Here is an 11,897-nt window from a genome sequence, read left to right as displayed (position 1 = left end):
TCACGCCGGGGCGCTGCGGCCCACCACCGTGCCCGCTCTGTCGACGCAGATCACGTCCACCTCCACCGGCGCTCCGCGCAGCACCGCCAGCGCCTCGTCCCGTGCCCGTCTCGCGACCTCGTCGCCGAGCGGCACGCCGCGCGACTCGCACAGGCGGAGCGCTTCCAGGCCCGTGTTGGCCGCCGCCACCCGGTTCGCCAGCGGTGCGTCCGCGCCTGCCGTCAGGGCGAGTTCGGCGAGGAAGGTCTTGTCCACCTGGGAGCGCGCCGAGTGGAGGTCCAGGTGGCCCGCCGCCAGTTTGGAGAGTTTGGCGAAGCCGCCGCAGAGCGTGAGGCGGTCGACGGGGTGGCGGCGGATGTATTTGAGTACCGCGCCCGCGAAGTCCCCCATGTCCAGGAGGGCGTCCTCGGGGAGGTCGTGGACCGCGAGGACCGTCTTCTCGGACGTCGATCCCGTACAGCCCGCCACATGCGTGCGGCCCGCCGCGCGGGCCACGTCCACGCCGCGTCTGATCGAGTCGATCCAGGCGGAGCAGGAGTACGGGACGACGACGCCCGTCGTGCCGAGGATGGAGAGGCCGCCCAGGATGCCCAGCCTCGGATTCCAGGTGGAGCGGGCTATCTCCGCGCCGTTGTCCACGGAGACGGTGATCTCCACATCGCCCGTACCGCCGTGCCGGGCCGCCACCTCCGCCACATGGGAGCGCATCAGCTGACGCGGGACCGGGTTGATCGCCGGTTCGCCCACGTCCAGGGGGAGTCCGGGGCGGGTGACCGTACCCACACCAGGGCCCGCGCGGAAGACGACACCCGCGCCCGGTGGCAGCAGCCGTACGGTCGTCCGGATCAGGGCGGCGTGGGTGACATCGGGGTCGTCGCCCGCGTCCTTGACGACACCCGCCGTGGCCCGGTCCCGGGTGGTCAGGTCCTCCGTGGCCAGGGCGAAGGACGGTGTCCGGCCCTGCGGCAGCGTGATCGACACCGGGTCGGGGAACTCGCCGGTCAGCAGCGCCGTGTACGCGGCCGTCGCCCCCGCCGTCGCGCAGGCACCGGTCGTCCAGCCGGGCCGGAGGCCGGTGTGCTTGAGTTGGGCGGCGCGCCCGCCCTTCCCTTTCTCAGTCATGGAAAGACCCGCCGACGATGAGTGAACCGACCCAGGCCATGGCCCCGGACCTGACTTCGGCCCCCGCCCATGTGCTGATCCTCGGCGGTACGACGGAGTCGCGCCGGCTCGCCGAGCGCCTGTACGGCGACGGCCGTCTCCGCGTCACCAGTTCCCTCGCCGGCCGTGTCGCCCGGCCCGTACCGCCGCCCGGCGACGTACGGATCGGCGGGTTCGGCGGCGCCGAAGGGCTGGCGCGCTGGCTGCGCGAGCATCGCGTGGACGCGCTCATCGACGCCACCCATCCCTTCGCCGACACCATCAGCCGCAACGCGGCACAGGCCGCCGCGCTCACCCATGTTCCCCTCCTCTGCCTGCGCCGTCCCTCCTGGGTGCCGGTCGACGGTGACGACTGGCACGCGGTCGGCTCCCTGGCGCGGGCCGCCGAGAAGCTGACCGCGCTGCGGTGCGCTCGGGTCTTCCTCACCACCGGGCGGATGGGGCTCGGCTCCTTCGCGCACCTCGACGAGATGTGGTTCCTCGTACGGTCCGTCGACGCCCCGGAACCCCCGTGCCCGGCCCGTACGGAAGTGCTGCTGGACCGGGGTCCGTTCACCCTCGACGGCGAGCGGGAGATCCTGCGCCGCCATCGCGTCGATGTCGTGGTGACGAAGGACAGCGGCGGCGCCGCCACCGCGCCCAAGCTCACGGCCGCCCGAGAGGCGGGGATTCCGGTCGTGGTCGTCCGCCGGCCGGCCGTCCCGGAAGGGGTGGCGTCGGTGGCCACGGTCGAGGACGCGGTGGCGTGGCTGGCTCAGTTGCCTGGGCTCCCTGGGCTCCCTGGGCTTCCCGGGCTTGCTGGGCTCCCTGGGCTTGCTGGGCTCCCTGGGCTTTCCGAGTTCTCCGGGTAGCGGCGCGGCGTCCAGACCACCGTCTCGTCACCGTTCTCGCCCCGCCGCGCGGTCACCGTCCGCGAGGAGCCGACCAGCAGGATCGTCCGCATGTCGACCTGCGCCGGATCGAGATCGGCCAGCCGCACGATCCGTACGTTCTCCTCCGGCCCGCCCACATCGCGGCCGAGCACGACGGGGGTGTCCGGGGCGCGATGCTCCAGGAGGAGTTCGCGCGCCTTGCCGACCTGCCAGGTCCTGCTGGCGGAACCGGGGTTGTAGAGCGCGAGCACCAGGTCCGCGCCCGCCGCCGCGCGCAGCCGTTCCGCGATGACCTCCCACGGCTTGAGCCGGTCGGAGAGCGAGAGCACGGCGTAGTCGTGGCCGAGCGGGGCGCCGACGCGGGCCGCGGCGGCGTTGGCGGCGGTCACGCCCGGGAGTACGCGTACGGGCACGTCCCGGTACGGATCGGCGGACGCGGCCTCCAGGACGGCCGTGGCCATCGCGAAGACCCCCGGATCGCCGCCCGAGACCACGGCCACGCGGCGGCCCCGCCGCGCGAGGTCGAGGGCGAACTCCGCGCGCTCCGACTCCACCTTGTTGTCGGAGCCGTGGCGCCGCTGGCCGGGGCGGACCGGAACACGGTCCAGATAGGTGGTGTAGCCGACGAGATCCTGGGCGGCGGCGAGGGCGCCGCGCGTCTCGGGCGTGAGCCAGAGCGGCCCGGCGGGGCCCGTCCCCACGACCACCACCTCGCCACCCGATTCGCCGCTCCCGCCACCCGATTCGCCGCCCCCGCCGCCCCCGTCGGCCTCGCCGTCCCCGTCGGCCTCGCCGAACGGTTCGTCGTGGGCCCCGGGCACGGCACGCGCGGCGACACGGCTCGGCAGCACCGCCACCGAGAAGTACGGGACCGACTCCGGGTCCGTCTCGGCCAGCGCCCCGGTGCGTTCGCCGCTCATCGTGGCGCGCTCGACGTACCGCGCGTCCGCCAGCCGGCCCGCGCGCTCGACCGCCCGCCGTACGGTCGGGAACGTACGGCCCAGCTTCATCACCACCGCCGAGTCCGCCGAGGCCAGCCGGGCCGTCAACTCCTCCTCGGGCAGCGTGCCCGGCAGGATCGTCAGCACCTCCTCGCCCTCGACGAGCGGGGTGCCGAGCCGTGCCGCCGCCGCGCTCACTGACGTCACACCGGGGATGACCTCGGTCGGATAGCGGTCGGCCAGCCGCTTGTGCATATGCATGTACGAGCCGTAGAAGAGCGGATCGCCCTCGGCGAGCACCGCGACCGTGCGCCCGGCGTCCAGATGGGCGGCGAGCCGGGCGGCCGACTCGGCGTAGAACTCGTCCATCGCCCCCTGATAGCCGCCGGGGTGGTCGGTGGTCCCGGTGGTGACCGGGTAGACCAGCGGCTCCTCGATGTGGTCGGGGCGCAGATGCTCGGCCGCGATGGACCGGGCTATGGACCGGCCGTGGCGGGCGCTGTGATACGCGATCACATCGGCCTCGGCGATGATCCGCACGGCCCGTACGGTCATCAGGGACGGGTCTCCCGGGCCCAGCCCGACCCCGTACAGCCGGCCCGTGCCACGTTCGCCGGCCGGGGGACGCGCGTGCGAGGTCTGCTCACCGGTGGTGCTCCGGGCGGTCATTCTTCCTCGCTCGCGATCGCGTTGACGGCCGCGGCGGCGAGGGCGCTGCCGCCGCGCCGTCCCCGTACGACCAGGTGTTCCAGGCCGGAGAAGTGTCCGGCGAGCGCGTCCTTGGACTCGGCGGCGCCGATGAAACCGACCGGCACCCCGATGACCGCCGCCGGGCGCGGGGCGCCGTCCTCGATCATCTCCAGCAGCCGGAAGAGGGCGGTCGGCGCGTTGCCGACGGCCACCACCGCGCCCTCCATCCGGTCCCGCCACAGCTCAAGCGCGGCGGCGCTGCGGGTCGTCCCCAACTCGGCGGCGAGGGCGGGCACCGACGGGTCGGAGAGGGTGCAGACGACCTCGTTGTCCGCGGGCAGCCGCTTGCGGGTGACCCCGCTGGCGACCATGGCCACATCGCACAGCACGGGCGCGCCCGCGCGCAGCGCCTCGCGGGCGCGGATCACCACTCCGGGGCTGAAGGCGAGGTCACGCACCAGGTCGACCATGCCGCAGGCGTGGATCATCCGCACCGCGACCTGCGAGACCTCGGCCGGCAGCCCGCTGAGATCCGCCTCGGCGCGGATCGTGGCGAAGGACTGGCGGTATATCGCCGCGCCGTCCTTCTCGTACTCGAACCCTGTGGGCACTGTGGACACCGTGGTCTTCTCGCTCATCTCGTCAATGGGGTGGTGCGTGCCGCCGCGACCGCGTCGGCGAGTTCCAGTTCCAGTTCCTGTTCCGGTCCTGGTCGTGGTTGTGGTCCTGGTCCTGGTCGTGGGGTGGTGGTGACCGGACGGGCGTCTGCCTGTACGGAGATGTCGTAGCGGCCTTCGCCCGTCGCGACCACATCCACCCACCGGCCCTGCGGATGGCCACAGCGGCGCGCGCATCCCGACCAGTAGACGGGCAGTCCCTCCGAGCCGGGGCGGGACAGGGCCGCCGCCGTCGCGTCGGACCGTACGTCGGCCAGCGCCTTCGCGCAGCCGGGCCGGCCGGTGCAGGCGCCGACCCCGTACCAGGGGGAGCCGGGGTCGGTGACCAGTCCGGCCGTACGGAGCCGGTCCAGGACGGCGTCGGCCATGGCCGGGGCCACCCCCGGCACGATCACTCCGCGCCAGGGGGTCACGCGCAGCGGCCCGTTCGCCGCCGCCGCGAGCAGCCGCCACTGCGCCACGGTCAGTCGGCCGAGGCGGGCGTGGACGGAGAGAGCCACGGTCCCGTCGGGCGACCGCACGGGACCAGGAAGAGGAGGCTCCCCTTCAAGGTCCGGTGTTGTCGCCTCCGCCACGCCCCGCGTCGCGATCCCGGCATCCGCCAGCGCCGCCCGCAGCGCCGCGTCCAGCTCCCGGCCGTCCTCGGCGGGCAGTTCCCGTACCCGCCAGGCCCCCGAGCCGCCCGCCTCCGCGAGCGTGAGGAACGTCTCCGCCGCCAACAGGGCCGCGCGCGGGGCGTCCTCGGGGGCCACACACAGCCCCGGCCGGTTTGCCCCGGTACGTACGACAACCGAGCCGTCCTGGTGTGCGAGCAACGTCACATCGGCGCCGAGGGCCGCCACATCGCCGCGTCCGTCGTCCAGCGCGAAGAGGAACCGCCCGGAAAGGGTCGCCGCCCGCGCGCTCGCGCAGAGCAGTCCGTCCAGCTCGCGGGCCCACAACTGGACGTTCGGGTAAGGCGGTTTGTCCAGTCCGGCCGGTTCGTCCAGTCCGGCCAGCGGTGACGCGACGATGTTCCGTACCCGCTCGTGTGTCTCCGAGGGCAGCAGCCCGGCCTCGTGCAGCAGCCCGGCCAGTTCGGGGCCGCAGCCCTCGTCCAGGCCGCGCAGCTGCACATTGCCCCGGGAGGTGAGGTCCAGATGTCCGTCGCCCAGCCGCTCCGCCGCGTCCGCCAGGGTCTCGGCCTGACGGACCGTCAACAAACCGGCGGGCAGCCGCAGTCGGGCCAGCCGTCCGTCGTCGGCGGCGTGCAGCCGCAGCGCGCCGGGGCAGGCGTCGCCCCGCTCCCGCAGAGGAGCCTGTACGGACTCCCGTACGGCAGCCCGCGGGGGCGCTTCGTCCCGGTTCACGGGTGTTGGCGAGGTGGGCGGCATGGCGGCGAGCATACCCACGTACCCACACCCGCTCCCGTCCCGCCGTCCGGTCGCCGCCGCTCCTGCCGCCCCCAGTACCGGCCCGCCTTCCGGGCACCCTCCCCGGCCCGTGACCTCAGCACTTACTATGCAGACGACGGGCTGCCCAGGCCCGTCAACGCCAGCGACGGCGTCATGGGGAGGAAGCCCGGTGCGAACCCGGCGCGGTCCCGCCACTGTGAGTCCGGCAGCAGCCGGGCGAGCCAGGAACTCCCGCCGTCCTCCACACCTCGCCCGGGGCGCGGACCCCGAGGAAGGCCAGACGCCGCATGCTTCTGCTCCTGTCGACGTCCGACACCGATCTGCTCAGCGCCCGCGCGGCGAACGCGGCGGGCGGGCCCGTCCCGTACCGCTTCGCCAACCCCGCCCGGCTCCCGCTCGACGAACTGCCCGCGCTCCTGGAGGGCGCCGACCTCGTCGTCGTACGGCTTCTCGGCGGGCTGCGCGCCTGGCAGGACGGGATCGATCTGCTGCTCGCGGGCGACCGCCCCCTCGTGGTCCTCACCGGTGAACAGGCCCCCGACGCGCAGCTGATGGAGGCGTCGACCGTGCCCATCGGTATCGCCGCCGAGGCACACGCCTATCTCGCGCACGGCGGTCCGGCCAATCTGGACCAGCTCGCGCGGTTCCTCTCCGACACGGTCCTGCTGACCGGCCACGGCTTCGAGCCGCCCGCCGCCGCGCCCACCTGGGGCCGGGTGCCCCGTCCGGTACGGGCCACCGCGCTCGGCGCGGACCGGCCGACAGTCGCCGTGCTCTACTACCGCGCGCACCACCTCAGCGGGAACACCGCCTTCGTGGACACGCTGTGCGAGGCGGTCGAGGCGGCCGACGCCAAGGCCCTCCCGCTCTATGTCTCCTCGCTGCGCTCGCCCGAGCCCGAGCTGCTGGTGGCCCTGCGCGAGGCCGACGCCATCGTCACGACCGTGCTCGCGGCGGGCGGCACCAGGCCCGCCGAGGCATCGGCCGGCGGGGACGACGAAGCCTGGGACGCGGGGGCGCTCGCCGCGCTCGACGTACCGATCCTCCAGGCCCTCTGCCTCACCGGCAGCCGCGCCGCCTGGGCCGAGAGCGACGAGGGGCTGTCCCCGCTGGACGCCGCCTCGCAGGTCGCGGTGCCGGAGTTCGACGGCCGCCTCATCACCGTCCCGTTCTCCTTCAAGGAGCTGGACCCGGACGGTCTGCCGGTCTATGTCGCCGACCCCGAGCGGGCCGCCCGGGTGGCCGGGATCGCCGTACGCCACGCCAGGCTGCGGTATGTCACGAACGCCGACAAGCGTGTCGCGCTGGTGCTCTCCGCGTACCCGACCAAGCACTCGCGCATCGGCAACGCGGTCGGCCTCGACACCCCCGCGAGCGCGGTGTCCCTGCTGCGCCGACTGGTCCAGGAGGGCTACGACTTCGGTTCCGAGCCCGTCCCCGGTCTGGCCTCGGGTGACGGCGACGAGCTGATCCGCGCCCTCATCGAGGCCGGCGGCCATGACCAGGAGTGGCTGACCGAGGAGCAGCTCGCCCGTAACCCGGTCCGTATCCCGGCCGCCGACTACCGGCGGTGGTACGGCCAACTCCCCGCCGAACTGCGCGAGTCGGTGGAGCGGCACTGGGGACCGCCGCCCGGTGAGATGTTCCTGGACCGCAGCCGGTCCGCCGCCGGCGGGGACCCGGACGGCGACATCGTGCTCGCCGCCCTGCGACGCGGCAATCTGCTGATCCTCATCCAGCCGCCGCGCGGCTTCGGCGAGAACCCGATCGCGATCTACCACGACCCCGATCTGCCGCCCTCGCACCACTACTTGGCCGCGTACCGCTGGATCCAGGCCGTCCGCGAGGACGGCGGCTTCGGCGCCGACGCGATGATCCACCTCGGCAAGCACGGCAATCTGGAGTGGCTGCCCGGCAAGAACGCGGGCATGTCCGCCGCCTGCGCCCCCGATGCCGCGCTCGGTGATCTGCCGCTGATCTATCCGTTCCTGGTCAATGACCCGGGCGAGGGGACGCAGGCCAAGCGGCGCGTACACGCCACGCTGGTGGACCATCTCGTACCGCCGATGGCGCGCGCCGAGTCGTACGGCGACATCGCGCGCCTTGAGCAGCTGCTCGACGAGTACGCGGCGATCTCGTCCATGGACCCCGCGAAACTGCCCGCGATCCGCGCCCAGATCTGGACGCTGATCCAGGCGGCCAAGCTCGACCACGACCTGGGGCTCGAAGACCGGCCCGACGACGACGGGTTCGACGACTTCCTGCTCCATGTCGACGGCTGGCTCTGCGAGGTCAAGGACGCGCAGATCCGCGACGGTCTGCATGTGCTGGGCGGCGCGCCCACCGGCGAGGCGCGCGTCAATCTGGTCCTGGCGATCCTGCGCGCCCGGCAGATCTGGGGCGGTACGGCCTCCCTGCCCGGTCTGCGCGAGGCTCTTGGGCTCGACGAGTCGGCGGCGACCCGTACCGGCGCCGACGAGGCGGAGGAGCGGGCCCGCGCGCTCGTCCAGGCGATGGAGGACGCGGGCTGGGACCCGACGGCGGTGCCGGATGTGGCCGCCGGCCTCCCGGACGGGGTCGCGGCGATCCTCGACTTCGCGGCGCGCGAGGTCGTACCGCGCCTCGCGGGCACCGTCGACGAGATCGAGCACGTGGTGCACGCGCTGAGCGGCGGATTCGTCCCGGCGGGCCCGTCCGGATCCCCGCTGCGCGGCCTGGTCAATGTCCTGCCGACCGGCCGCAACTTCTACTCCGTCGACCCCAAGGCCGTACCGAGCAGGCTCGCCTGGGAGACCGGCCAGGCCCTCGCCGACTCCCTCCTCACCCGCTACCGCACCGACAACGGCGAGTGGCCGACCTCGGTCGGGCTGTCCCTCTGGGGTACGAGCGCGATGCGCACCTCGGGCGACGACATCGCGGAGGCGCTGGCGCTGCTGGGCGTCCGCCCGGTGTGGGACGACGCGTCGCGGCGGGTGACGGGTCTGGAGGCGATCCCGCTCACCGAGCTCGACCGGCCGCGTATCGATGTCACCCTGCGCATCAGCGGCTTCTTCCGCGACGCGTTCCCGCACGCGATCGGGCTGCTGGACGACGCGGTACGGCTCGCGGCCTCGCTGGACGAGCCCGCCGACGCCAACTTCGTCCGCGCCCACGCCCAGGCGGACCTGGCCGAGCACGGCGACGAACGCCGCGCCACGACCCGTATCTTCGGCTCCCGCCCCGGTACGTACGGCGCGGGCATCCTCCAGCTCATCGACAGCCGCGACTGGCGCACCGACGCGGACCTCGCCGAGGTCTACACGGTGTGGGGCGGCTACGCGTACGGCCGTGAACTCGACGGCCGCCCGGCGCGCGACGAGATGGAGACCGCGTACAAGCGCATCGCGGTGGCCGCCAAGAACACCGACACCCGCGAGCACGACATCGCGGACTCGGACGACTACTTCCAGTACCACGGCGGCATGGTCGCCACGGTCCGCGCGCTCAAGGGCACGGCCCCGGAGGCGTACATCGGCGACTCGACCCGCCCCGAGACCGTCCGCACCCGCACCCTGGTCGAGGAGACGTCACGGGTCTTCCGCGCCCGCGTGGTCAACCCCCGCTGGATCGAGGCGATGCGCCGCCACGGTTACAAGGGCGCCTTCGAACTCGCCGCGACGGTCGACTACCTCTTCGGGTACGACGCGACGACGGGCGTGGTCGCGGACTGGATGTACGACAAGCTCACGGAGACCTACGTCCTGGACCCCGAGAACCGCACGTTCCTCCAGGAGGCCAACCCCTGGGCCCTGCACGGCATCGCGGAGCGGCTGCTGGAAGCGGAGTCGCGCGGGATGTGGGCGAAGCCGGACCCGGCGGTGCTGGACGCGCTGCGGGCGGTGTTCCTGGAGACGGAGGGGGAGCTGGAGGGGGAGGACTGAGCCTGGGGGTCGGCTGCCCGGGCCGCTGCGTGGGCCTCCGCGTCGGCGCGTGGGCCTCCGCGTCGGCCCGAGGCCGCGGAAACCCGACGGCGCCGGGGCCCGAAGTCGCTTGAGCGCACTGGGAATCGGGGGCTCGGGTCGACCTCGCGGGGGCGACTGCGGCCCGGTGCGCGGCTCGGGAGGTGCGTCCGCTTACGGGACGCGTCGCGCGAACTGGTGGTGGATGCCGGACATCGGACGCGCCGTCAGCGCCGCGGGAACGCAGACCGCCGCGACCACGGCCGCCAGCACCCCGGCCGTCCAGGGCACATCGAAGGCCGGCAGCGCCAAGGCCCCCGCCCCCGTACCCGTCCCGGCGTTCAGGACGGCGGCCAGGGGGACCAGACAGGCCAGCGCGGTGACGGCGGCGAGGGCGATACCGACCAGCGCCGCGCCCAGGGCCTCGTACAGCACACAGCGCAGCAGCTGGAACCGGCCCAGGCCCATCGCACGCAGATGGGCGCGCTGGGAGTGCCGGTCGCGCTGGGCGAGCGCGCAGGTGTTGGCCGCGGCCAGCAGCGCGTAGCCCGAGACCACGGCCACGATCAGCCGGACGGCGAGATCGTCGGCCGGATCGCGGGGGGTGAGCTCCCTCAGATACGTAGCCCGGGATGCGACCCGTCGGCTGTCCTCCGCCGGCCACGAGGCGACGGCGCCGGTCAGCAGGTACTGCTCGGCGTACGGGGACGCCGTGTGCGCCAGGGCGGTGGAGCGGGGGAGTACGAACTCGGGGAAGGCCAGATCGCGTTTGTAGACGTAGGCGAGGGTGAGCGTTCGCGCGGTGCCGTCGGCGAGTTCGAGCCGGACCTTCTGGCCGACGCGCCAGTGATGGCCGTCGGCCTGGGTCGCTCCCGCCGCGAAGGTCCCTTCCTTCAAATCGGCGATGCGACCCTGTCGCGCGCCCAGATCCAGGACCTTCGCCAACGAGGAGCCGTCGGCTCCCCAGGCCCGCGCCGGTCCCGGCCGGGTGTCGAAGTCGGTTGGCGGTGGGGTGACTTCCGTGGCGATGAGCGGGGTCGCGGTGACCCCCGCCGGGGGCGTGACGGTGACGGGGAGGTCGGTTCCCGGCTCCGCTGTGACCACCCCATCGGCCCGTAACCCCTCCTCCGTCTGACGCTGCACCGCCTGCCCCACGGTGGCTCCCGCGCCGAGCAGGCAGACCGCCACCCCCACCGCCAGCAGCACGGGGACCGCGATGGCGGTGGTGCGCGCGGGGGCCGCCCTCAGTCCGGCCGCCGCGATACGGCCGACACGACGGTCCAGGACGCGCAGCGTCACCCGTACCGGCCAGGTCAGGGGCGGGACGGCCCAGGGAGCGAGTACGGCGAGCGTGGGGATGACCATCAGGGCCAGGCCCGGAGCGACGGCCGCCCGTACGGTCCCCGGGAGGTCCATGAACGCCATCACGAACAGCAGGGGCAGACAGAGGAGACCGACCATGGCCAGCCCGGTCAACAGCCGGGCCCGACTGCGGGCCGTGCGGGCCGTGGGAGGCTCCGGATCCTTGAGCAGATCGATCGCGCTGACCCGGCCGGCCGCGAGCACGCTCGCCAGCGCCGCCAGTACGGCGACGGCGCCGACGGCGAGACAGACTCCGATCCCGGTCGTCCAGATCTGGCCACCATCGGGCAACCCGGTGCTTCCGGGGAACAGCTCACGTTCCACGAGCAGCCCGCGTCCGAGTCGCGCCAGCGGCACCATCCCCAGCGCGGTCCCCACGGCGGCGGAGAACACGGCCAGCCGCGCCACATCGGCGGCGACCATACGCCGCAGCCGTCCCGCGGTCACCCCGAGGGCCCGTAGCACGGCAAACTGCCCCAGGCGCTGCCCGGTCCACAGCGAGACGGTCGAACCGGTGACCAGCACCGCGGACATGAGCAGCAGCGACAACAGCAGCGACAGCACGTTCTGGGCATCGAGCGCGGCGGCGGCAGCGGGGGAGTTCTCGGGAAAACCGGGCCCGCTCACACCGACGAGCAGCAGGGTGCAGGCGCCGACCCCAGCCGCGGTCACCGCGCAGGCCAGCGCGACCCCGGCCAACCGGGCAGGGAAGGAACGTACTTCACCGACAAAGAGCCGAGTCCCCGCGCGTAACCCCGACGCCGACTTTGCCCCCGTACTCTGCCGCCTCTGCTCCGCCACGGAGAGCAAGGCTAATCTCCGGGATCCGCCCGTATCCCCTAACCGTGCATTTCGGCCGGGC

General features: G+C 73.6%; 6 protein-coding genes, 1 pseudogene and 1 riboswitch. Of the genes and pseudogenes, 2 read left to right on the top strand and 5 right to left on the bottom strand.

The features are described from left to right. Entirely contained in the window at window positions 1–1,122 is a 1,122-nt protein-coding gene (locus M1203_RS06185) for a cobalt-precorrin-5B (C(1))-methyltransferase (RefSeq protein WP_249948443.1), read from the bottom strand. Window positions 1,123–1,139: 17 nt separating this feature from the next. On the opposite strand from M1203_RS06185, the gene M1203_RS06180 reads away from it, so the two are divergent. Beyond that, window positions 1,140–2,012, top strand: a complete 873-nt coding sequence (locus M1203_RS06180; protein ID WP_249948442.1) for a cobalt-precorrin-6A reductase — start codon at window positions 1,140–1,142, stop codon at window positions 2,010–2,012. Here M1203_RS06180 and M1203_RS06175 read toward each other — a convergent pair. The 3 genes and pseudogenes from M1203_RS06175 to cobG form a co-directional block, all read right to left on the bottom strand. Then, window positions 2,003–3,643: pseudogene (locus tag M1203_RS06175) on the bottom strand (precorrin-2 C(20)-methyltransferase); the annotation flags it as partial. The gene M1203_RS06180 and the pseudogene M1203_RS06175 sit on opposite strands and share 10 nt — an antisense overlap. Beyond that, a complete protein-coding gene (locus tag M1203_RS06170) occupies window positions 3,640–4,302 on the bottom strand; it encodes a precorrin-8X methylmutase (protein WP_249948440.1) in 663 nt (220 codons plus the stop codon). The pseudogene M1203_RS06175 and the gene M1203_RS06170, both read right to left, overlap by 4 nt. Next, the gene (gene cobG, locus M1203_RS06165; protein ID WP_249948439.1) at window positions 4,299–5,714 is read right to left on the bottom strand and encodes a precorrin-3B synthase; all 1,416 of its coding nucleotides are present in this window, start codon (window positions 5,712–5,714) and stop codon (window positions 4,299–4,301) included. Before cobG ends, M1203_RS06170 begins: the two co-directional genes overlap by 4 nt. Before the next feature lie 179 nt (window positions 5,715–5,893). Beyond that, window positions 5,894–5,966, top strand: a riboswitch (cobalamin riboswitch). Between the two features lie 56 nt (window positions 5,967–6,022). Here cobG and cobN point away from each other — a divergent pair. Continuing rightward, the gene (gene cobN / locus M1203_RS06160) at window positions 6,023–9,655 is read left to right on the top strand and encodes a cobaltochelatase subunit CobN (RefSeq protein WP_249948438.1); all 3,633 of its coding nucleotides are present in this window, start codon (window positions 6,023–6,025) and stop codon (window positions 9,653–9,655) included. Window positions 9,656–9,847: 192 nt separating this feature from the next. On the opposite strand, the gene M1203_RS06155 is transcribed toward cobN, so the two are convergent. Further along, window positions 9,848–11,734: an FtsX-like permease family protein gene (locus M1203_RS06155; RefSeq protein ID WP_249948437.1), complete on the bottom strand. Its 1,887-nt coding sequence runs from the start codon at window positions 11,732–11,734 to the stop codon at window positions 9,848–9,850. Window positions 11,735–11,897: the final 163 nt, after the last annotated feature.

Source organism: Streptomyces sp. 35G-GA-8 (assembly GCF_023534745.1).
Lineage (GTDB): Bacteria > Actinomycetota > Actinomycetes > Streptomycetales > Streptomycetaceae > Streptomyces.
This window is presented reverse-complemented; position numbering and strand designations above follow the sequence as displayed.